We start from the raw sequence: 21,155 nt of genomic DNA on the forward strand, positions 1-21,155 counted from the left end.
CAAGTAAAACAATTGAATTTTAGTTATAAAGAAACCCATGGCAATTTTATTTCTGTTGCCATGGGCTTCTTATTTAGGCTCTGGAGCGTGTTTGAAAATACAATCCGAATTATTAGTATTATATTTTATTTTCTCTCTGACAGATACATGTGCAGCCAGGGCACCGGCGATGTAATCTTATGAAAATTTTCTCTTGCAATTTCCCTCTTTTCCCCATTCTCCCCAAGAATCAACAGGCGATCTGCCATAGCCAGGGAATCCGATAAATTCAAAGATAAGATCACCACCGAAATCCCCTTATCCAGGAACTTTTCCAACATACTCCAGATAAACATCCTGTGAGCAAGATCAGCGCCGCAGAAAGGCTGAATACAAAACAGAATCTCCGGTTTCTGCAAAAATACTCTTGTATACACCAGCTGATACTTCTGCTTTTCACTCAGTTCCTCCACCGGCATTTCAAAAACATCTGTCCCTAATATGGGACTGTATTCATTCCGAATACTTTTCTGAAGACGTTTGTTGTGCCAGATTGAAGGAACTTTTTCTGCCAGACAAATACAGAGATTATTCATATAATCCAGTTTCGGAAAAATCATGGTTTTTGTAGTACGTTCCTGGATTACTGCAATCCTGCCATTTCCCGGAATCTCTGTCTGCTTCCCATTCAACAGGATTTCTCCACTTTCCGGTAAAATATCTCCGGTCAGAATCTTCCGTAGCTCCTCCATTCCCCTGGCATCCATAATCTGTACGGCCAGGCATTCTCCTTTATGCACATCAAAGGAAAAATTGCAGGCTGCATCCTCTCCGTAGCCCTTCCATTGAAAAACAACCGGTGCAGCCTGCTGCCCTTCCCTTTTTTCCGTATGATAACGGACCATGTCGTTATATTCCGTCATGTAAGTTACGGGCGGATCATTGAACAGCTCCTCTCTTTCCAGAATCTTCTGGATTCTTCCATTGGTAAACAGCGCACATCTGTCACAGATACTGGAAATCTCTTCCAGATGAGAACAGATATAAAGAAAAGAAAACCCTTTTTTCACATAACGACGGATAATTCCATGGAGCTTTTTCAACTCATCATCACTGACAAGGGCTCCAACTTCGTCCAGCACGATCAGATGATATCCCATAATCACAGCCCGGAGCAATTCTACAATGATCCGTTCAAAAGTAGAAAGCTTCTCCACATCTTTATTAAGGGGAATGTCCATTCCGATATCTTCTAAAAAAGGTTCCATCTGCCGGTTCAGGATCTTTGTGCGGATCACCCACTGGCGAAAGCCCGGACGCAGGACAAAAATATTATCTGCAATGTTCAGATTTCCTGCCAGAGAACTTTTCTCCTGGATAATGCTGATCCTGTTTGCTGCCTTGTAATTCTCTTTCCAGGTGTTTACCTTTTCCCCTCCATAATAAATATAACCGTCATAGAGGGGAAGATTCCGTTCCAGAAGCTTCAGAAGAGCTGTTTTTCCATGACTGTTAACAGGCATAAATCCCATAATCTCTCCCTGAAAAATCTGAAGATTGAAGTCCTCCAGCTTCACAACCTCATCCTCTTTATACGTCACACGCTCCATTCTGAGAACTTCGTTTCTCATACCAACACGCTCCTGTTTTTCACCTGTCTGTCGTCAGTAAGTATAGGGATGGTGATCTCCACATCTGTTCCTTCTCCTGGTACAGAATAAACATGCATGCCATATTCATCCCCAAAGATCAAATGGATTCTGTTATTCACATTCACCAGAGCAATTCCGCCCTGTTTTTCTTCATTGTCGTGAATGGCCTTGGTTGACTTGCCCAGCTTCTGGTTCAGCTTTGCTAAAGTCATCTCGTCCATTCCCACCCCATCGTCTGAAATACGGATGAGCAGGCGATCCTTTGTACACTGAAAACGGATATAAAGATTTCCACCGCCAACCTTCAGCTCCACGCCATGGATAATGCTGTTTTCCAGAATCGGCTGCAACGTCAGTTTGGGGATTCTGCAGTTCATGATCTTTTCATACTCTGCAATATCATAATCAATATGAAGCTGCAGCCGGTCCCCGAAACGATATTTCTGAATTCCAAAATAAGTCTCACAGTTATCCAGTTCTTCCTCCACAGAAACCAGATTCTCCACCTTGGTAATGGTGTAACGGAAAAATCTTGCCAGGGCTTCTGTCATATCTGCAACGCTGTCCAGACCTGCAATAATAGCTTCTCCACGGATGCTTTCCAGTGTATTGTAAAGAAAGTGGGGATTGATCTGATTCTGCAAAGCCAGGTACTGAGCCTGTCTTTTGTTCAGATCCATATACTGGGGAGAACGCACAATGCGGTCTACCATTTTCATCTGCTTCTGGATGCTTGGAGTCAGGTTCAAGAGTTCCATATCTTCTTTTTCGGAAAAAATATAACCATCCAGAAAACGATCCGTCATTTTTTCACAGCGCATGTAAGGGCGGTGAATCCACAGCCAGAATACAATCGGAAACAAAATTGCAAATATTGTTATAATTATGGCCATCCACCAGGGTGTTTCGCCTTTATATGCCAATAACAGCTGAATTACCGCCAGAATAATAAAACTCCCGAAGACTACCGTTCCCAGGACAAGAGCCCGGTTGGATATGTATTTCAGTTTTTCTTTAAATTTCATTTTTGATTTATCCATACAATTTTCTATATGTAGAGGGTTTCACCCCTGCCGCTTTCTCAAAGGTATGTGTGAAATGTTTCGGATCGTTATATCCTACCCTCCTGCAGATTTCTGTTACTGGAAGATTGGATTCCCGAAGGAGTAGCTTGGCCTGTTCCATTCTCACGTTGATCAGATATTTTGCAAAACCTTCTCCTTCTGTCTTCTTGAATAAGGCACTGAAATAAGCAGTGCTAAGTCCCACTATCTCGCTGACTTCCTCTAAAGTCAGCGGATCACTGAAATGGTTCTGGATATATTCCTTTGCCTTGCGAACCGGGCGGATAGTATCAGTTTCATAGCGTTCAGCCTGCTCCTGGATATATTTTTTCTGGAAATCCCCAAGACAGGAAAAAATTTCCTCTATTTTTCCACATTTATCACACTGTTTACGGAATTCCTCCACAGTAGCAGTACGCTCTGGAATCCGAATACTTGCCGCAAAAATATCAGCTGCTGCATACACCAGTTCAAAAATCTCGCTGCCACGAATTTCTTTCGCCTTATTTACCGTATCCTGCAAATCCTCTACTGCTTCTGCTGCATTCTGAATGCTGGAAATTTCTACGGCATGAGTAATCTCACGAAGATACTTTTTCAGCAACTCGCTCTCCTGGATTTCTGAAGCTTTTCCCAGACAGTCAAGAACCCGTCCGTCCCCTTTTACCAGCCTTTCCTGGATCAGTTTTCGGGCTTCCTGCATAGAGTCAGCCAAATGCTCTGCCTCTTTGTATGCAGCTCCAACTGCCATGGAAAAGCTTACATGCTGAAACATATTTTTCTGGATTTCCATCTGGGTAAGGCTGCTCTTCATGCTCCGGCGGATGGATTCCTTCTCACTTTCCGGATAGTTAAGAATACCGTAGCAATAGTCATCACGAATCAGAAGAACTAATTCGCGGCTGTCTTTTTTCAGATTTCGTTCCAGGACCTCACGTACTTTTTCCATAAGGATTTCACTGGAAGTGGAGCTGATCTCTCGTGCGCCAGCCAGACCTGTTGTTCCATCCATTCTGCCGCCAGAAATGATCTTTCTTCCATAATCCACTTTTACACAAAACGCCTGGTACACTCCCTGTCTTGCTTTCAGATGATAAATGCTCGTCAATGTGTCCTGTGAAACCGGCATATCCGGCTGATCCAGCAGCCGGTCGATCAGATTTGCCCGTAAATGGTCATCATCCCTTTTCGCCTTATTTACAAGCTCCTGATGATTCAGTTCCGACTCCTTGCGCTCCCCGATCTTTTTCTGCAATTTCTGCAGGGTAGCAGTCAGTTCCCCCTTGTTTACCGGCTTCAGAAGATAATGTCCCACACCGTAACTGATAGCCTGCTGTGCATACTCGAAATGGGCGTAACCGCTGATTATGATTACTTCCAGAGCGGAATCCAGCTCCTTCACCCTTTTTACCAGCTCCAGGCCACTGCAGCCTGGCATGCGGATATCTGTGATCAGAATATCCGGCTGTGTCTGCCGTACCATTTCGCAGGCTTCCTCTCCGTTGTGGGCGATTCCCACCACCTTCATTCCCATAGAATCCCAGTCGATCAGTGCCTGGATCAGCTGGCAGATCCGCACCTCATCATCTGCAATTACTACCTTTAAAATCTCCATGTTCTCCGTCCCCATTACATGATTACTGTGAAGAAATTTCCCCATTTTTTTAGAAACTCTCTCCACTTTTTCTTACTTCTAATAATAATCCATTTCAGCATTTTAAGCAAGAAAACCGCCGGAAAAACCGACGGTTTCTTGCTCCTTATAATTACTGCCCCAGCCGTCATCATATCCATGACGTTCCATGAACAATATTCCTTTTATTTCAGATTATTTATCAGAATCCTTTGTGATCACAGATACACCTGTATCTGTAACTTCTCCGCCGAGTTCCTCGCCGTTGATTGCTTTTACAGCTGCTTTTACGCCTTCAGATCCCATAACATCTGGGTTCTGAGCCATTGTGCAAAGAAGATATCCGTCGTCGATCAGGTTCAGAATCGCGTCAGATTTATCAAAACCAACACCGATGATGTCAGCGTTTCCAGCTGCTTTGATGGCATTTCCGGCACCAGTTGTGGAGCCTTCATTACATCCGAAGATACCAACAACACCCTGTGTAATGTAGTTCTCTGCGATACTCTGGGATTTTGCAGCATCACCTTCGCCGTACTGGGTTTCCATGATCTCGAAGTCTGTGCCGTCAAATGCTGCGCGGAAGCCTTCCTCACGGTTTACGCAGGAATCAGTAGCTGCGTTTACATTAATGATACCGATTTTACCAGATGTAATACCAGCATCCTCAAGCGCCTTCTTCATCTCTTCTCCTGCTGTTGTTCCAGCTGCCTCATTGTCTGTGGAGAAAGTAGCTTCTGCCTCTACATTTGCAGGGGAATCAACATATACGATCTTAATTCCCTGATCTTTTGCTTCCTGAAGTGCGGAAGAAATAGCGTCTGGTCCGTTTGCAGCAACCATGATTGCATCATAACCGCCTGCTACTGCATTGTTTACACACTCGATCTGCTGAGCGTCATCTTTTGTATTCGGGGACATGAAGTCAACTGTTACACCAAGCTCTTTTGCTTCTTCCTGAGCGCCTTCGTTCAGGGTGATCCAGTGCTGGTCGATAGAGTCCATTGTGATCAGCGCAATTTTCTCATCGCCTGTAGCCTTAACATCATCTGATGCATAAACAGTAGCTGCTCCAAGGGAAGCGATCATAGATACTGCACATACCATAGCTAAAAGTTTTCTTTTCATTGTAAAAATCCTCCTAAAAATTATTTTTTATAACTACCCGCCTTCTCCATTTGCGGTTTAGTTTCATGAAATTATTTTACATCTCCCATATTCAGTTGTCGATTTCATTTTCCTGTGAAAAATACTGTTTTCTTGCGGTTATTTTTTTCTGTGTTTGCCAAACTGTCCGTTTCTTACAACTACATCCAGCAATACGGCTGCAACTACGATCACGCCGATTACAACTCGCTGGATACCAACTTGTGCACCGATCATGTTCAGACCATTTTCCAGAGTCTGCCAGACAGCTGCACCTGCGAAGGTTCCAAGAAGGATTCCAGTTCCTCCAAGTGGGGAAACGCCACCGATTACGCCGGCTGCTACGCCATACATCTCGTACATGTTTCCAGCTTCCATATTTCCCATACCAGCCTGTGCGCAAAGGATAAGACCAACTACACAGGAGCATACGGAGCTTACCAGATAAGTCTTTACTGTGGTGGAAACTACGTTTACACCAGAAAGCTTTGCCGCGTCCACGTTAGAACCGATTGCGTAAATATGACGGCCTGTACGTGTCTTGGATAAGATAAAGAAAAATATAACAAAAATAACAAGTGCGATCCAGAATGTGTTATAAATGCCAAGCGTTTTACCGTAATAAAAACAATTTTGGAATGCATCAGCCGTTTCTTTTCCAACACCTGTTGCAATGGCATCTGTATTTCTGTTTCCGTTTACCATGTAGGCAATTCCTCGTGCTACGAACATGGTTCCCAGAGTTGCAATAAATGGAGGGAGTTTAAATTTTCCAACCAGATATCCATTTACCACACCAACTACCAGACAGGCAATAAGTGCGATCACAATTGCAAGGAATGGTACCATTCCTGTTGTCATTAAGGTAGCTGCGATCATGGCGCTCATTCCGACCATGGATCCGATTGACAGGTCAATGTTTCCAGTGATCAGTACGTAACTTTGTGCAATACCGATCAACAGGTACTTGGACATGGAACGCAGCAGGTTCAACATATTCTGTCCTGAAAAAACCGCCGGGTTAATGATACCAAATGCGATATAAATAATGATCAGCCCCACGAATGCGGTAAGTGCTGCCCCCATTCCCCTGATTCCCAATAATTTCTTTAAAGGGCGTTGCTGTTTACTATTCATTTTTACTTCCTCCCTCAGTTTCCTTAATACTCTTGTTTTCAAAGGATGTTGCCATTGTAAGGATCTCGTCCTGGGTGGCTTCCCTTGCTGAAACCTCACCGGTGATACGTCCGTCACACATTACGATGATACGGTCTGCAATTCCCATGACCTCCGGCATTTCAGAGGATACAAACATAACTGCAATTCCCTGTTTTTTCAGCTCATTCATCAGATTGTAAATTTCTACCTTTGCGCCAACATCAATTCCTCTTGTGGGCTCATCAAAGATAACAACCCTTGAATCTCTTGCGAGCCATTTTCCAACAACTACTTTCTGCTGGTTTCCACCAGAAAGATTGCCGGAATCAATTTCCACATTCGGTGTTTTAATCTGGAGATCCTTCACTGCTTTTTCGCAAAGAGCATCTTCTTTTCCTGAGTTTATCACACCCATCTTATTGCATACAAGGTCAAGATTTGGCAGTGCCAGGTTCTGACGGATGCTCAGTTTCGTACAGAGACCGTCTTTTTTACGATCCTCAGGAGCAAGCACAACACCGTTTCGAATGGCATCCATTGGACAGTTGACTTCGATTTTTTTACCATCCACATAAAACTCTCCGCTGTCTTTCGGATCAACACCGAAGATGGCTCTTGTAGTCTCCGTTCTTCCGGCTCCCATCAGTCCCGCAAATCCTACGATCTCGCCTTCATATAAAGAGAAGTTGATATCTCGGACCATTTTTCCGGCATTGAGATTTTTCACTTCAAAAATCTTCTTGCCTTTCCTGCATTCCACTCTCGGGAATTTTTCTTTGATTTCACGGCCTACCATATTTTTGATAATGTAGTCCATGTCCATGTCTTTGAAATTACCGTCTGTTATGTATTGTCCATCTCGCATGATGGTAACTCTGTCCACGATATGGGACAGTTCTTCCAGTCTGTGTGAAATGTATACGATTCCTCTTCCTTCGTCCCTCAGCTTTCGGATGATACGGAAAAGATCATCAATTTCTTTTGCTGTCAGAGAGGATGTAGGCTCGTCCATGATCAGGATCCTTGCATCGATGGAAAGTGCTTTTGCAATTTCAACCATCTGCTGTTTGGATACTGGCAGATCTCCTACGATCTGATCCGGACTGATGTCGATTCGAAGATCGTCCAGAACCCTCTTGGCTTCTTTCCGCATCTTCGCATTATTTAAGGATAAACCACCTTTTACTTCTCTTCCAAGGAACATGTTCTCCGTTACTGTTAAGTGCCTGCACATGTTCAATTCCTGATGGATAATGGCTACTCCTGCTTCCTGGGCCTGCTTTGGTGTTAGGTCGTCATAGGATTTTCCGAAGATTTCCATCGTTCCTTCGTCTCTGGTATATACACCGCTGAGGATTTTCATCAGGGTCGATTTTCCGGCTCCATTTTCTCCCAGCAGCGCCATGACTTCTCCAGAACGCAGCTCAAATTTTACATGATCCAGAGCCTTAACACCCGGGAAACTTTTGCTGATATTGTTCATGGAGACAATGACCTCATTCATTCCATTCCCTCCTTATTTATTTGTTTTTGTTTTCCTTTGTTGATATTATCTTAACTCATACGATGGGGTTGGGATAGAGGGGGAGAGTTTGGGTTTATAGGGGTTTTTTTATTGTATGAAGGGTATGTGTGTAAAAAACAGGACCCTGTTTTCATGCAGGATCCTGTTTTTTGTGAATATGAATATGTGTAATACCTCCGATTATTTTCGGATGGAATCAACCAGTTTTCGTGCTTCTGCTGTCAGTTCTCTGATCTTGTCAAATTCTCCGTTATTTACAAGCTCTCCTTTTACCATCCAGCTTCCGCCGCAGCATATAATTTTGTCAAAGGAAAGATAGTCTTCCAGATTTTTTGCATTGATACCGCCAGTGGGCATAAACTTAATTCCCACATAAGGTGCAGCCATAGCCTTGATCATGGAAACTCCGCCTGCTGGTTCTGCCGGGAAGAATTTTACCACCTTAAGGCCTCTTTTTACTGCCTGTGCAACCTCAGACGGTGTGATGCAGCCTGGGAAAACAGGAATTTCTTTTTCCAGACAGTAATCTACAATCTCCGGATCAAATCCAGGGCTTACAATAAACTTCGCACCAGCTGCTACAGCTGCATCCACCTGCTCTCTGGTAAGAACAGTTCCTGCTCCTACAAGCATCTCCGGAAATTGTTCTGTCATCAGACGGATTGATTCTTCTGCTGCCTCTGTACGGAAAGTTACCTCTGCACATGGAAGTCCACCTTCAACAAGTGCCTTGGCAAGGGGTACTGCATCTTTTGTATCTTCCAGTACAACTACCGGAACAACACCAAGCTTCTGAAACTTTTCTGCTATATCCATCATTTGAATTTCCTTTCGTTATCTTTTTATATCAAAATTCATTTCCATTACATGTCTGATCAGAGAAACATCATCTGTAATATTTCCGTCACCATGAATGGTATGCTTCACTGCACTGGCTGCAACACCAAAGTTCACAATATCCTCCGGTGTATATTCATTCATCAGGGCATAAATAATACCGCTTACGAATGCATCTCCACCTCCAACACGATCAAGAATATGGAAGGTAAGCCGTTTGCTTTCATAAATCTTTCCGTTTAACCAGAGATAAGCCATAAGACTGTTCTCACTGCAGCTGTGTGCAAAACGCACATGTCTTGCAATGCATTTGATATTCGGATATCTCTCTACAAAGGCCCTGAAGACTTTTTCCTGCTGTTCACGGTCCGGCTGGAAGGGAACACCATCCTTTACATCACCAGCTGTATGATCTTCTTCATTTTTCCAGATGTGGTAAGGCTCGATTCCAAAGAGAACATCTACGTATGGAAGACAGAGGGTACAGAAATCTCTTGCTTCCTCCCAGCTCCACAATGTACTTCTGAAATTTCCGTCAAAGCTGACGGTCATGCCATTTTCCTTTGCTGTTTTCAGGCAGGTCAGGATTAGTTCACTGCAGCTTTTTCCAAGTGCCGGAGTGATTCCGCTCAGATGAAGCCAGGTGTAACCTTCCAGAAGCTTCTTCACATCTGTTTTACTGAAGTCATACTCTGAAAAAGCACTGTGTTTTCTGTCATAAACCACTTTACTCGGACGGATTCCGTAACCTGTCTCCAGATAATAGGTTCCAAGGCGATGTGTCGGTGTCTCTTCTTCTGTTGAATAAACTACGCTGTCACAATTTACGTCATTGCTTCGCAGCATACGTACAGCGCTTTTTCCAAGGCTGTTTCCCGGAACTACTGTAAAGAATGATGCATCTACGCCAAGATTTGCAAGGGAAAGGGCCACGTTGGCCTCACTTCCCCCATATCTCGCTTCAAAAGATGTTGCTGTTCTGATTTTTTCATAATCCGGCGGAGTCAGCCGAAGCATGATCTCGCCGATGGTAATAAATTTATGCTTCATAATCAATACTCCAGATAAGCTCCCTTCATTGGACTTGCAGCATGCTGGCTGAAAAGTCTCAGGACACCTTTTTTGTATTTCATTTCACGTGTTTTCCAGTTTTTACGTCTTTCTGCAAGAATCTGGTCGATTTCCTCCATAGACTTGCGTTCTCCTGCGATTCCGATGATATTCAGTTTCCTTTCCATAACATCAATTTCGATAAGGTCTCCCTCTTCCACAAGAGCGATCGGACCTCCGTCAACAGCCTCCGGGCTGCAGTGTCCAATAACCGGGCCGGTAGATGCTCCTGAGAAACGTCCGTCTGTGATCAGGGCAATGCTCTTTCCAAGTTCCTTATCACTGCTGATTGCCTCAGAAGTGTAGAACATTTCCGGCATTCCGCTTCCCTTTGGTCCCTCGTAACGGATGAAGACTGCATCACCCTTCTGAACCTTATGCTTCAGGACTGCATCCAGACATTCTTCTTCGCTGTCAAATGGTCTTGCGCGGAGAACAGATTTAAACATTTCCTTCGGGCATGCAGTGTGTTTGATCACGGCACCTTCCGGAGCAAGGTTTCCACGAAGGACTGCAATGCTTCCATCTGTTCCGATTGCTTTGTCATATGGACGGATGATGTCTTCCTTCGTAACATTTACATGGTAACGTTTGTTAAACTCCTGAAGCCATTTATCACATTTTTCATAGAATCCGTTGTTCTTCAGTTCTTCCAGGTTTTCTCCTAATGTCTTTCCTGTAACAGTCATGACATCTAGGTGAAGATGCTCTTTGATTTCTTCCATGATTGCCGGTACACCACCTGCATAATAGAAGCACTCTGCAGGCCAGCGACCTGCCGGACGTACATCCAGAAGATATCTTGCATTTCTGTGCAGCTTGTCAAATGTATCACCAGTGATCTCAATGCCAAATTCATGAGCGATTGCCGGAATATGAAGCAGGCAGTTTGTACTTCCTGAAATTGCAGCATGGACAAGGATTGCATTCTCAAAGCTGTCCATAGTCACAATGTCAGAAGGACGCATGTTTTCCATCTGAGCAATTCTCACTGCCTGTCTTCCAGCTTCTCTTGCAAAATCAAGAAGGTCAGGGCTGGTTGCTGGCATCAGGGCTGTGCCTGGAAGTGCAAGTCCAAGTGCCTCTGCCATGATCTGCATGGTAGAGGCAGTTCCGATAAAGGAACATGCTCCACAGCTTGGGCATGCATTGCATTTTGCCCAGTCAAGCTTCTCTTCATCAATTTCACCACGCTCAAATTTTGCGCTGTACATTCCAAGCTGCTCCAGTGTCAGCATTTCTGGTCCGGCATTCATGGTTCCACCTGGAACAAATACGGAAGGAATGTTTACTCTGGCAAGTCCCATCAGATTTCCCGGAACACCTTTATCACAGCTTGAAAGGTATACACCTGCGTCAAAAGGAGTAGCATTTGCATGGATCTCGATCATATTGGCGATCATCTCACGGCTGGCCAGACTGTAGTTGATTCCATCTGTTCCCTGGCTTTCACCGTCGCAGATATCGGTACAGTTATAACGTGCTCCGAAACCGCCTTCTTCTGCGATTCCTTTGCGGACTTCTTCTACAAGGATATTCAAATGTCCGCTTCCCGGATGGCTGTCACCATAGGTGCTTTCAACCATAACCTGGACTTTTCCAAGATCTTCTTTTGTCCAGCCTGTTCCAATGCGCAGCGGATCAAGCTCCGGTGCAAGTTTTCTCATTTCCTGACTTTTTAACTGCATGATTTTTTCCTCCATTTTTTATTCTCTGATAAGCTTTAAACTTTCCAGTGTTTTCCTGAGTTTCTCTTCGTCCTCTTCTTCTGCTCCAAGTTCTACATCATCAAATGTGGGAAGACTGAACACCCCCAGCATTGATTTCGCATCTACAATATATCTTCCACAGATCAGATCTACATTTTTCTCACATCCTGATGCAGCCTGCACCAGATGCTTGGCATCACACATATCTCTTAAATAAACCGGTATCTTTATCATTGCGTCCTGCCTCCTATGCAAAGATTGAAACAATAAAGCTTACAATAAGTGCCGTAACACCGATCAGTGTCTCCATGATCGTCCAAGATTTCAGGGTTGTCTTTTCGTCGATCTCAAGGAATGAGGTTACCAGCCAGAAGCCTGCATCATTCACATGGCTCAGTGCAGTTGCGCCGCCACAGATTGCACAGCACATAGCAGCTCTGTAAAGCATGCTGGTACCCATTACAGCCGGCATGGTTGCCATAATTCCGGATGCCATTGTCATCGCTACAATTGAACTTCCTACAGAAGCTCTGACCAGAAGTGCAATGAGAAATGCGATCAAGATCAATGGAAGCCCACTCTTCTCCAGCACCGGTCCGATAATATTTCCAAGGCCGGAATCCTGAAGCATCCATCGGATCACTCCACCGCTGGCAATGACCAGAAGAATCATACCTACCGGTCTGAGTGAATGATCCAGGATTTTCTTTAACTGGGCTCCTGTAAATCCTCGTTTGATTCCAAGGAAGTACATAGATGCCAGCGTTGCAATGGTTAATGCAAGGAATGGTTTTCCTATGAATCCCAGAACATCCTTTACTCCTTCCGGAAGCGGCATATACTTGGATAACGTGCTTAGAAGAATCAGAACCAGTGGAATCAGTATCACCCCTAAGACCAGTCCAAAGGGCGGAAGGTCTTTTCCATCGTCTTTAATCTCTTCCACATTTGCCGGAAGCTCTGTGTAAATCTTATTGCCAACAAAGCTTCCCCAGAAAATTCCGGAAACCATCATACAGATCAGCGCTGTCGGAACTCCTACCATGATCATGGTTCCCAGATTCACGCCAAGTGCATTTGCCACAAGTACCGAGCCAGCAGACGGCGGAACAAAAGCATAGCCACTTGCCAGACCGGAAAGAAGGGGAATCGCATAATACAGGGTGGATTTTCTGGTCTGTTTCGCAACGCTGAACACCAATGGGATCAATACCACAACACCAGCTTCAAAAAATACGGTGGTACCAATTACAAGTCCTGTAAGTCCAAGTGCCCAGCCGGCTTTTTTCTGGCCAAATTTACTGATCAATGTCTCTGCGATTCTCTGGGCTCCTCCGCTTACCTCCAGGATTCCGCCAAACATGGAACCCAGGCCTACCAGAAGCGCAATTCCCTGTAGTGTCTTTCCAACACCTTTTTCTACCGTGTCCGAGATCATCGTAAGCGGCATTCCTGCTCCCGCTCCAATGATGATTGCGGAAATCATCATTGACAGAACCGGATGAAGCTTAAATTTGATGATCAGTACCAGCAGAATCACAATTCCCACCGCCGCCGCGATCATCAGCCGCATTGGATCCGCCGCAAAAGTTGTTTCTTCCATTTTTCCTTTTACCTCCTTGATTCATCTGATGTTTTACAATCTTCCTATGAATTCATCTGACCTTTTAGGTGGCTTTTACGTCATTTTTCCTTTAGTTGCTGTCTTTTTATTCGAATTCATCTGATGTATTTATAATATATTCTATTCTCCAAAAACGCAATACGGAATTTTATCTAAATTTTTGTATTTATTTTTGTGCAATTTAGCATTTTGACATTGATTTCAAAAAACATTATCATAAGATACAGGAATTATCACATCAGAAATGGAGTAAATCATATGACGAATTTGTTATCAGAAGAAAAAAGTCTTCCTCAAAAAATATCAGAGGACATTATTGCACTTATTTTAGAAGAAAACTTACAACCAGGAGATAAATTACCGAATGAAACCATTCTCTCAGAACGTCTGAATGCAGGAAGAAGTTCTGTCCGGGAAGCCATGAAGCTTCTCGCATCCCGAAATATTGTTACAATCCGACAGGGCTCTGGTACCTATATTGCTTCTTCCCCCGGAATGGTGGATGACCCACTAGGCTTTACCTTTATCGGCAATAAGCAAAAGCTGATCAATGACCTTCTGGAAGTGCGCTTTCTCCTTGAACCCCCTATTGCTGCAATGGCAGCCACACGCGCCGATAAAAAAGACATAAAAAAAATCACCGCGCTTTGCGATGAAGTAGAAGACTTATTAAAAAAACATGAAGACCATACACAAAAGGATATAGATTTTCATGCAGCCATTGCTTTGAGCAGCAAAAACGTTGTGGTTCCAAGACTGGTTCCTGTGATTAACAGCTCAATCCCTCTGTTTGTAGAGACCACCAGAGGTACACTGCTGGAAGAAACCATCGAGACCCACCGTGAGATTGCGGATGCCATTGCCGCACATGACCCGCTCCGCGCACAGGATGCCATGTATCTGCATCTGGTTTATAACCGTAAGAGAATTCAGATGATTGGAAAGTGAAACCAGAGAGCCAGAGCGTGTTTGAAAAAGGCTTTCTGCAAGATGTGCGTCACAATTTGTGGGCGATTCGCCCGGATGCGATTACACGTTTATATTGCCAGGTAGCCTTTATTACAAGGCTACCTGGCAATATCTCTCTAAAAACACAGCTGCACCATCTTCATCGCAGTCTGATGTTATCTCATCTGCTGCACGCTTTACACTTTCTTTCGCATTTCCCATTGCAACTGCCATATGAACCTGTTCGAACATTTCCAGATTGTTCTCAGATCATTATAATTTACATATTTGAAAGAATTGCGTAGCATATGGATCACACATCTCTGAATCTCTGCCTGCGGATAAACTGCCTGAATAGCTTCTTTAAAACCCGGAAGACCATCCACGCAGAAGAAAAGGACATCTTTTACTCCGCGGTTCTTAAGATCATTAAGCATCCCAAGCCAGAACTTGCTGGTTTCATTTGCGCCTACTGTGATGCCGAGGATATCTTTGTATCCCTCCACTGTAACGCCAAGAACTACATACGCAGCACGACTCAGAATCCTGCCATCCTCACGTACTTTATAATGAATACAGTCCATAAAGACAAACGGATAAACCGGGTTCAGAGGACGGGACTGCCATTCCTTAACCTGAGGAAGTATTTTGTCTGTGATCTTGCTGACCATTTCAGCTAATAGCTCAATTCCATAAAGATCCTGGAGCTGGTCGTGGATGTCACGTGTACTCATACCACGGGCATATAAAGATATCACTTTTTCCTCAATCCTGGAAATATCTCTCTGGTATTTAGGGATGAGTTTTGGTTCAAACTCACCATTACGGTATCTTGGTACGTCGATTTGAAATTCACCATATTGACTCTTTAAGTTTTTTGTAGAATGACCATTTCTTTTATTGTCTGTCTGTAGATCTCCCTTATGGTTTTTCTCGTAGCCAAGAGTTGCATCCATTTCTGCCTCCATCAGCTCCTGCAGGATATCCTTGAAACGGTCTTTCAGAAGCGTGTATATATCTGCAACGCTATTAATGTTGTTTTCTGAGATGATCTGTCGAATTTGTTCTTTTGCAACTGCCATAAAAAATACAAACTATTTTACACTACCTGAGACTTTGATTAGTGCGACAGCTCTTTTTTAAAATCATATTCCAACATCGCTTCTGAATTATCCATCATTTTATTCAGAGTTCCTCATTCTGGAAGCTTCACATTATTCTTTTCCTGACATAACATTGCCAAATAACACTGTATTCTTAATTAACAACACCAGGTTCAATAAACCCCTCCCCCAGTACCTCATTTGAATCCATAATGACAACAAAAGCTTCAGGATCTATCAACAATACATTTTTTCGAATAATATACAATTCTTTATTATTACAAGCACAAAGCACTATTTTCTTATGATTATGTGTATAACTGCCTTCCGCCCAAAGAAATGTTGCCCCTCTTCCTACTTTTTGTGCAATCATCTGAGCAATTTGCTCTGGATAATGCGAAATAATCATCGTCATTTTTCCTGCTGAAAATCCATTCATTACTTTATCTATAACTACCGATATTAAGAAAGTAATTAAAATTCCAAGCAAAAGACTGTCTGCACTTTTTGACACTAGGCATACTCCCAAAATAATAACTGACGAATCAAGAATCAATGTTAATGAACCTAAAGAAAGATGGGGAAATTTTTTTCGCACAAGCATAATCATAAAATCAGTCCCACCGCTTGATGCATTTCTTGTATACATTAGAGCATAACCAATTCCTGATAAAGTCGCTGTACACAAAACTGCCAGAAGCGTTTCTCCAGTATATCTCGGAAACAATGGTGCAATATAATCTGTAAAAAAAGCAACACTTGCAATACACAGTATAGACTTTTCCAAAAATTCCCGTCCTAGTATTTTCCATGAAATAAGAGCCATCGGTATATTTAAGCAAACCACAGTCATACCTATAGGAATCCCAAATAAATGATAACCTATCAACCCTATCCCAGTAAACCCAACCATAGGAAAAGAAAATGCCGATGCAAAATTATATGTTGCAATACCAATCAGAAAACCAGAAAGTAAAAAAATCCCCAGATCCTCTAATTTTTTTTTAACCTTTTTCTCTAATTTCATTACAAGCCTCCACGTATTCTAAAAGAGCCGGAAACCACATTCAAGGCTTCCGGCTTTTTGTTTAATTACTGTTCACATGCTTTACCACATTCATTCGCGGACTGATATATTTAAATTTATCACCTCGCAGCACTGACTTGGTTCGATGGAAGGGCTTATCATATTGATCATACACAATTTCTTCCATCAATAAACAAGGTGTCCCTGTTTTTACTTTCAACTCCGCTGCTTCTTCTGGCGTAGCCTCGCACACACTAATTTCCATCACTGAGTTTCCAGACTGCAGTCCATACTTTTCAAGAAGGATCTGATACAAAGATGCATTATTCAAATCTTCTACAAGTATATTTTTCAAATGTCCTGGAAAATAAAGCTTTTCCAGCATAACAGGTACATCATCTGCTGTTCGCACACGCTCTACCAAAATAACCATTTCACCATTTTCTAATTTTAACTGCTGCCGATCTCTGTCTTTTGCCTCCTGAAGTGTGCATTTTAACGTCTTGCCTCCTGGAACTTTGCCATTACGTTTACAGAGATTGGTAAAACTATTTGGGCTTGAAAGATCCTCTGTCATCTTTTCTTCCTGCACAAATGTTCCTTTTCCCTGCTTTTTCGCCAGAGCGCCCTCTTCCACCAGTTCAGCAAGTGCTTTCCGAACAGTCATTCGACTAATTTGATATTTTTCACTTAATTCCAATTCTGTCGGAATTTTCTGATTTGCTTTATAAATTCCCTCTTTAATTTCCTGAAGAAGCAAGTCCTTCAACTGTTTATATAGCGGAACAATACTCTGCGGATCTAATTCGTTCATAATGCACCTCATTCATCTGTATATGTCTCTAAACATATACGTTTTTATTTTATATTATATAATCTTTTTTCCGATCCAGCAAGCTTTCTAAGTATATTCCTCTAAAAGTTACCAGCGTTAGATATTTCACCTTCATCTAGGCTATCGTATTTCAAGCCAGTTCTATGCCATTTTCCCAATCAATAAGGAACATGCCACATATATCGGCGTACATATACGGAATGATTACGAGCATCTGCAAGACGGTGGCTGTATCTGCTCAGTACTCCGGTAAACACCAGCGGGCTTAAATACTCTGCAACTGTTGGGCCGAGTATATCAATACCAAACTCTTTACCATCCAACACTGTGATGCGTTTTCCATATTTTTTCAAGAAATCAACAGCTCTTTCATCCATTTCTCTTTCTCTTCCTACCCCCACAAGTACAAGAAATGGAACTTCCTTATCTACAACTTCAAATGGTCCATGGAAGAACTCTCCACTATGAATTGGATTTGAGTGAATCCACTGGCACTCCATTAAAATACATGTAGTTGTTGTATACGCTACGTTATAATTTGCGCCTGTGGCCATAACATGAAGCACTTTATCATCTTTATGTTCTTCTGCAAATCGGATAGCACCTGGCTCTGCATATTCACGTGCTTTTTTGATCACATCATCCAGTATATCAAAACCATGCTGCATGTCATCATAGTGCTCATATCCTTCCGCCTGCTGTAAAAGTTCTACTGCAAAACGCAGAGCTACTGCCATAGAACATGTGGAGTACTGATACTTCGGCTCATCACCATTAAAGAATACATAGTCTCCCTGCTCTGCAAGTGGAGAATCCTTCTTACCTACAATTGTAATAGACACTGCTCCCTTTTCTTTTGCTGCTTTTGCAGCTGCAACAGCCTCTGGTGTAGTTCCGCTTGCAGACAAGGTAACTACAATACAATTTTCGTCAAAAGCCTTAGGTGGACAAAGTACAAACTCTTTTGCAGTATACACATGACTATCTATTGTTGCTGACTCACACTTTAAGAAAAAGTCAGCAGTTGTTAATCCTGCTTTAGAACCACCGCAGGCAGCGAAGTAAATCGCATGAATACCTCCATTTTCCTTTCTTGAATCCAGAATTTCTTTTACGACTGCTTTATAATCGATTTTCATAATATGACCTCCTCAATTTTATTGTTTTATCTTTCACATCAATAATCCAGTTTGTGATAATATCTTCTGATTTCCATTGGATGCTTTCTTACATTTTCCAGGTGCACATTAATACGTGCATAAATAGCAGCCATTATCATTGGTGTCAAAATTTCTCTGAATGTGTCATCTATTCCAGGTGTATGATATTCTTTTGTATCAAATACTGTAATATTATCGCAGATTCTAGGTAAGAAACGTTCTACACGTTCTGCTTGAGCTCTGCCATGATCTTCCCCTTTAAACAGAGTTACATTCGTATCTTTTTCAATAATTTCAAGTGTACCATGGAAAAAGTCTGCACAGGAAATAGATTTTGTACGCATCCACAGCATCTCTTCCATGTAGCACATCGCATAGCTATAAGCTGCACCTTTTAACATTCCTCCGCCAACAACATAGTGCATACTGTCCTCACCATGTTTTTCTGCAAATTCTTCTGTTTTTTTATCCGCTTCTTTCTGCACATTAATTAATGCATCCCCTAATGATTCTGCCTGCTGATAAAAGAGATCATACAATTCGAATTCTCCCTTTTCTTTCATGAACGCCAGCATAGTCACAAGCAGCTTCAGATAAGCTCCACCTTTGCATGAAAACAAAATTTCAGTTTCTTTTGCCAGAGGAGAATCTTTTTCATCCACAAATCCAAAAATCGTAGCTCCTTTTTCCTTGCCATAACGCACAGCATCTGTCATTTCCGGAGTATTTCCTGTAGCCGATGTGATCACCATAACAGACTTTTCTCCAAGCTTTGTATTTCCTTCAGCTGTCAGATCCGCTGCATTTTCAAGATATATTTCAATTTTGGAATGTCCTTTAAGATAAGACATTAATTCTTCTGCAACTGCATATGTACCGCCAATACCTACGAGAAAAATATTGTTATAACCTTTCTTGCAAATTTTTTTCACAGCAGCTTCCACATCTTTGCGCAGTGCAAGTGTCTCTTCCACGTCTTTTTTGATTGCATCCTCATTAAACTTAAGCATTTTTTCCTCCTTTTATTTGCATTTCATTATTTACATTTCAATAGAAAGTCCCATACCAAAAGATCCTTCTCTTAAACAGTTACGTCCTGAAAAATCTGCTGCAGCTGCAAAAGCAACTTCTATCATAGATTCTGTAATGATACTGTCTTTGGTCCATCCTTCTTTTAACAAAGTTACCAAAAATGCGGCAAAGAAAGAATCTCCTGCGCCCATAGTATCTACGGCCTGTATTAATTTTGCCTGCCCCTTATGGCACAGACCATCTTTTGTTACCAACAGCTGTCCACCTTTTCCCCTGGTCATCAGCACATGTGCACCACCATATCCTTGTACTTTTTTGGCAAAGCTAATACACTCTTCATCCGACATATCTTCACAGGAAAACAGTGCCATATCTACCATTGGACTTACCTGTTTCAGATATTCATCCGTACGATATTTATCTTCAGATGAAAAATCAAAGCTGATAATCGGTCCTAATGCACGTACTCTTTCAATCTGATTTTCTACATGTGCATAGCAGGAACTGTGTACAAGCTGAAATGATTCTACATAGTTCAGATCTGCACTGCTCAACATAGGTGGGTACAAACTTCCAACACCATGTTTTTCTTCAAAATAACCACTAACAAATACTCTGTCACCATCAACAATGTTGACCGCAGCCCGTCCGGATACTCCATGCTTCACAGGACAATGTGAAATGTCTACATGCTTTTCTCTGGCACATTTCAGGATATGTTCTCCTATGACATCATCACCTACTGTTCCTAAAAATCCTGCTTCAGCGCCATTCTCCGCTGCATACACCGCTACATTAAATGCATTTCCTCCTGGAAACGCCATCTTTTTGTGAATATAATAATCCACACAACAATCACCCAAACCTAGTATTCTCATATTTTCTATCCTTTCACGCCTCCCTGTGCAAGCCCTCTGACAAACTGCTTCTGGAATATCAGAAAAACAACAACTACTACAGCAGCTGATATTGTCAATCCTGCAATCAAAACAGGATAATCTGTTCTTAAAGCAGTCTGCAAAGAAACCAGACCAACAGGGACTGTTTTTAACTTATCACTTTCTACAAATACCGTAGCAAACATATATTCATTCCATGCATGCATTGTGGCAAACAACGCTCCTGAAAATAATATTGGTTTGCTCATTGGTAACACAATTTTCGTAAACATTTGTATTACAGAACAACCATCCAACATAGCAGCTTCTTCCACAGATTTTGGAAGAGACAGCATATAAGAACGAAACAGCAGCACTGTAAACGGAAACTGAAATACACTATAGGAAATAATTAATCCAAGATATGTATTATACAATTTTAGTTTCTGCATAAGTTTAAACAAGGAAACCAGATTTACTTCTGGTGAAATCATCATTCCTGCCACAATCATAATAAATATGAGATTTTTCCCTTTAAACTCAAACCTGCTTAATACATAGGAGGCCAGTGAACAACAGAGCACAGTCATAATTACAGTTCCAACTGTTACAATGATACTATTAAAAAAATACTGACCAACACCATATTTCACAGCATATGATATGCTCCCTTCTAGGTAGACAAGTGAAATAATAAAAACTTGTCACTTAGGAGGGAGCATATTTTATGTCTAA

The 21,155-nt window shown here is 42.3% G+C and carries 20 protein-coding genes and 1 pseudogene; 2 read left to right on the forward strand and 19 right to left on the reverse strand.

All coding sequences use genetic code 11. From position 1 onward, the window contains the following. Nucleotides 1-125 precede the first annotated feature (125 nt). From AB5Z12_RS03260 to AB5Z12_RS03310, 11 genes are all read right to left on the reverse strand, one after another. Nucleotides 126-1,610: an ATP-binding cassette domain-containing protein gene (locus AB5Z12_RS03260; RefSeq protein WP_173769877.1), complete on the reverse strand. Its 1,485-nt coding sequence runs from the start codon at nucleotides 1,608-1,610 to the stop codon at nucleotides 126-128. Then, nucleotides 1,607-2,656, reverse strand: coding sequence for a sensor histidine kinase (locus AB5Z12_RS03265; RefSeq protein WP_148461526.1), 1,050 nt, complete (start codon nucleotides 2,654-2,656; stop codon nucleotides 1,607-1,609). The genes AB5Z12_RS03260 and AB5Z12_RS03265 overlap by 4 nt, the downstream gene beginning before the upstream one ends. A 7-nt stretch (nucleotides 2,657-2,663) precedes the next feature. Further along, the gene (locus AB5Z12_RS03270; RefSeq protein WP_173715745.1) at nucleotides 2,664-4,310 is read right to left on the reverse strand and encodes a response regulator; all 1,647 of its coding nucleotides are present in this window, start codon (nucleotides 4,308-4,310) and stop codon (nucleotides 2,664-2,666) included. A 213-nt stretch (nucleotides 4,311-4,523) separates the two neighbouring features. Then, a complete protein-coding gene (locus AB5Z12_RS03275) occupies nucleotides 4,524-5,456 on the reverse strand; it encodes an ABC transporter substrate-binding protein (protein WP_148461524.1) in 933 nt (310 codons plus the stop codon). A 138-nt stretch (nucleotides 5,457-5,594) separates the two neighbouring features. After that, nucleotides 5,595-6,611, reverse strand: a complete 1,017-nt coding sequence (locus tag AB5Z12_RS03280) for an ABC transporter permease (protein WP_148461523.1) — start codon at nucleotides 6,609-6,611, stop codon at nucleotides 5,595-5,597. Beyond that, nucleotides 6,604-8,136, reverse strand: a complete 1,533-nt coding sequence (locus AB5Z12_RS03285; RefSeq protein ID WP_148461522.1) for a sugar ABC transporter ATP-binding protein — start codon at nucleotides 8,134-8,136, stop codon at nucleotides 6,604-6,606. Before AB5Z12_RS03285 ends, AB5Z12_RS03280 begins: the two co-directional genes overlap by 8 nt. Nucleotides 8,137-8,337: 201 nt before the next feature. Beyond that, nucleotides 8,338-8,976, reverse strand: coding sequence for a bifunctional 4-hydroxy-2-oxoglutarate aldolase/2-dehydro-3-deoxy-phosphogluconate aldolase (locus AB5Z12_RS03290; RefSeq protein WP_173718054.1), 639 nt, complete (start codon nucleotides 8,974-8,976; stop codon nucleotides 8,338-8,340). Nucleotides 8,977-8,991: 15 nt separating this feature from the next. Beyond that, the gene (locus AB5Z12_RS03295) at nucleotides 8,992-10,044 is read right to left on the reverse strand and encodes a sugar kinase (RefSeq protein ID WP_368356897.1); all 1,053 of its coding nucleotides are present in this window, start codon (nucleotides 10,042-10,044) and stop codon (nucleotides 8,992-8,994) included. Between the two features lie 2 nt (nucleotides 10,045-10,046). After that, the gene (ilvD, locus tag AB5Z12_RS03300; RefSeq protein ID WP_187565239.1) at nucleotides 10,047-11,792 is read right to left on the reverse strand and encodes a dihydroxy-acid dehydratase; all 1,746 of its coding nucleotides are present in this window, start codon (nucleotides 11,790-11,792) and stop codon (nucleotides 10,047-10,049) included. A gap of 18 nt (nucleotides 11,793-11,810) precedes the next feature. After that, on the reverse strand, nucleotides 11,811-12,047 hold the full coding sequence (locus tag AB5Z12_RS03305; protein ID WP_118577612.1) for an HPr family phosphocarrier protein: 237 nt from the start codon (nucleotides 12,045-12,047) through the stop codon (nucleotides 11,811-11,813). Nucleotides 12,048-12,060: 13 nt separating this feature from the next. After that, complete coding sequence (locus AB5Z12_RS03310; protein ID WP_237963596.1) at nucleotides 12,061-13,416, reverse strand: GntP family permease; 1,356 nt, start codon at nucleotides 13,414-13,416, stop codon at nucleotides 12,061-12,063. 279 nt (nucleotides 13,417-13,695) lie between these two features. Between AB5Z12_RS03310 and AB5Z12_RS03315 the strand changes: the two genes are divergently transcribed. Together AB5Z12_RS03315 and AB5Z12_RS03320 are read left to right on the forward strand one after the other, a co-directional pair. Then, on the forward strand, nucleotides 13,696-14,385 hold the full coding sequence (locus tag AB5Z12_RS03315) for a FadR/GntR family transcriptional regulator (protein WP_195380075.1): 690 nt from the start codon (nucleotides 13,696-13,698) through the stop codon (nucleotides 14,383-14,385). Nucleotides 14,386-14,406: 21 nt separating this feature from the next. Then, nucleotides 14,407-14,490, forward strand: a complete 84-nt coding sequence (locus tag AB5Z12_RS03320) for a DUF6783 domain-containing protein (RefSeq protein ID WP_368072524.1) — start codon at nucleotides 14,407-14,409, stop codon at nucleotides 14,488-14,490. A gap of 6 nt (nucleotides 14,491-14,496) precedes the next feature. Here the strand turns inward: AB5Z12_RS03320 and AB5Z12_RS03325 are convergent, their stop codons facing one another. The 8 genes and pseudogenes from AB5Z12_RS03325 to AB5Z12_RS03360 all read right to left on the reverse strand — a co-directional run bounded on the left by AB5Z12_RS03325 (nucleotide 14,497) and on the right by AB5Z12_RS03360 (nucleotide 21,073). After that, on the reverse strand, nucleotides 14,497-14,607 hold the full coding sequence (locus AB5Z12_RS03325) for an HAD family hydrolase (protein ID WP_368368556.1): 111 nt from the start codon (nucleotides 14,605-14,607) through the stop codon (nucleotides 14,497-14,499). A 53-nt stretch (nucleotides 14,608-14,660) separates the two neighbouring features. Continuing rightward, nucleotides 14,661-15,467: pseudogene (locus AB5Z12_RS03330) on the reverse strand (IS256 family transposase); the annotation flags it as partial. A 175-nt stretch (nucleotides 15,468-15,642) separates the two neighbouring features. Then, nucleotides 15,643-16,515 (reverse strand): YitT family protein, encoded by an 873-nt coding sequence (locus AB5Z12_RS03335; protein ID WP_227198683.1) that lies wholly within the window; start codon nucleotides 16,513-16,515, stop codon nucleotides 15,643-15,645. Between the two features lie 61 nt (nucleotides 16,516-16,576). Further along, nucleotides 16,577-17,329 carry a GntR family transcriptional regulator gene (locus AB5Z12_RS03340; RefSeq protein WP_368356898.1) on the reverse strand — a complete coding sequence of 251 codons (753 nt, stop codon included), beginning with the start codon at nucleotides 17,327-17,329 and terminating at the stop codon, nucleotides 16,577-16,579. Nucleotides 17,330-17,508: 179 nt separating this feature from the next. Beyond that, nucleotides 17,509-18,489, reverse strand: a complete 981-nt coding sequence (locus AB5Z12_RS03345) for an SIS domain-containing protein (protein WP_118577618.1) — start codon at nucleotides 18,487-18,489, stop codon at nucleotides 17,509-17,511. 38 nt (nucleotides 18,490-18,527) lie between these two features. After that, nucleotides 18,528-19,520 (reverse strand): SIS domain-containing protein, encoded by a 993-nt coding sequence (locus AB5Z12_RS03350; RefSeq protein WP_368356899.1) that lies wholly within the window; start codon nucleotides 19,518-19,520, stop codon nucleotides 18,528-18,530. 30 nt (nucleotides 19,521-19,550) lie between these two features. Then, on the reverse strand, nucleotides 19,551-20,420 hold the full coding sequence (locus tag AB5Z12_RS03355; protein WP_177297924.1) for a PfkB family carbohydrate kinase: 870 nt from the start codon (nucleotides 20,418-20,420) through the stop codon (nucleotides 19,551-19,553). 5 nt (nucleotides 20,421-20,425) lie between these two features. Next, entirely contained in the window at nucleotides 20,426-21,073 is a 648-nt protein-coding gene (locus tag AB5Z12_RS03360) for a carbohydrate ABC transporter permease (protein ID WP_368356900.1), read from the reverse strand. Nucleotides 21,074-21,155: the final 82 nt, after the last annotated feature.

Source organism: Ruminococcus sp. RTP21358st1_G6_RTP21358_211008 (assembly GCF_040908885.1).
GTDB classification, from domain to species: Bacteria; Bacillota; Clostridia; order Lachnospirales; family Lachnospiraceae; genus Blautia_A; species Blautia_A faecis.

Excerpts from the sequence above, each read along its gene's own strand:
- AB5Z12_RS03260 (WP_173769877.1), bottom strand. The coding sequence starts at position 1,610 with ATGAGAAACGAAGTTCTCAGAATGGAGCGTGTGACGTATAAAGAGGAT.
- AB5Z12_RS03265 (WP_148461526.1), bottom strand. The coding sequence starts at position 2,656 with ATGAAATTTAAAGAAAAACTGAAATACATATCCAACCGGGCTCTTGTC.
- AB5Z12_RS03270 (WP_173715745.1), bottom strand. The coding sequence starts at position 4,310 with ATGGAGATTTTAAAGGTAGTAATTGCAGATGATGAGGTGCGGATCTGC.
- AB5Z12_RS03275 (WP_148461524.1), bottom strand. The coding sequence starts at position 5,456 with ATGAAAAGAAAACTTTTAGCTATGGTATGTGCAGTATCTATGATCGCT.
- AB5Z12_RS03280 (WP_148461523.1), bottom strand. The coding sequence starts at position 6,611 with ATGAATAGTAAACAGCAACGCCCTTTAAAGAAATTATTGGGAATCAGG.
- AB5Z12_RS03285 (WP_148461522.1), bottom strand. The coding sequence starts at position 8,136 with ATGAATGAGGTCATTGTCTCCATGAACAATATCAGCAAAAGTTTCCCG.
- AB5Z12_RS03290 (WP_173718054.1), bottom strand. The coding sequence starts at position 8,976 with ATGATGGATATAGCAGAAAAGTTTCAGAAGCTTGGTGTTGTTCCGGTA.
- AB5Z12_RS03295 (WP_368356897.1), bottom strand. The coding sequence starts at position 10,044 with ATGAAGCATAAATTTATTACCATCGGCGAGATCATGCTTCGGCTGACT.
- ilvD (WP_187565239.1), bottom strand. The coding sequence starts at position 11,792 with ATGCAGTTAAAAAGTCAGGAAATGAGAAAACTTGCACCGGAGCTTGAT.
- AB5Z12_RS03305 (WP_118577612.1), bottom strand. The coding sequence starts at position 12,047 with ATGATAAAGATACCGGTTTATTTAAGAGATATGTGTGATGCCAAGCAT.
- AB5Z12_RS03310 (WP_237963596.1), bottom strand. The coding sequence starts at position 13,416 with ATGGAAGAAACAACTTTTGCGGCGGATCCAATGCGGCTGATGATCGCG.
- AB5Z12_RS03315 (WP_195380075.1), top strand. The coding sequence starts at position 13,696 with ATGACGAATTTGTTATCAGAAGAAAAAAGTCTTCCTCAAAAAATATCA.
- AB5Z12_RS03325 (WP_368368556.1), bottom strand. The coding sequence starts at position 14,607 with ATGGGAAATGCGAAAGAAAGTGTAAAGCGTGCAGCAGATGAGATAACA.
- AB5Z12_RS03335 (WP_227198683.1), bottom strand. The coding sequence starts at position 16,515 with ATGAAATTAGAGAAAAAGGTTAAAAAAAAATTAGAGGATCTGGGGATT.
- AB5Z12_RS03340 (WP_368356898.1), bottom strand. The coding sequence starts at position 17,329 with ATGAACGAATTAGATCCGCAGAGTATTGTTCCGCTATATAAACAGTTG.
- AB5Z12_RS03345 (WP_118577618.1), bottom strand. The coding sequence starts at position 18,489 with ATGAAAATCGATTATAAAGCAGTCGTAAAAGAAATTCTGGATTCAAGA.
- AB5Z12_RS03350 (WP_368356899.1), bottom strand. The coding sequence starts at position 19,520 with ATGCTTAAGTTTAATGAGGATGCAATCAAAAAAGACGTGGAAGAGACA.
- AB5Z12_RS03355 (WP_177297924.1), bottom strand. The coding sequence starts at position 20,420 with ATGAGAATACTAGGTTTGGGTGATTGTTGTGTGGATTATTATATTCAC.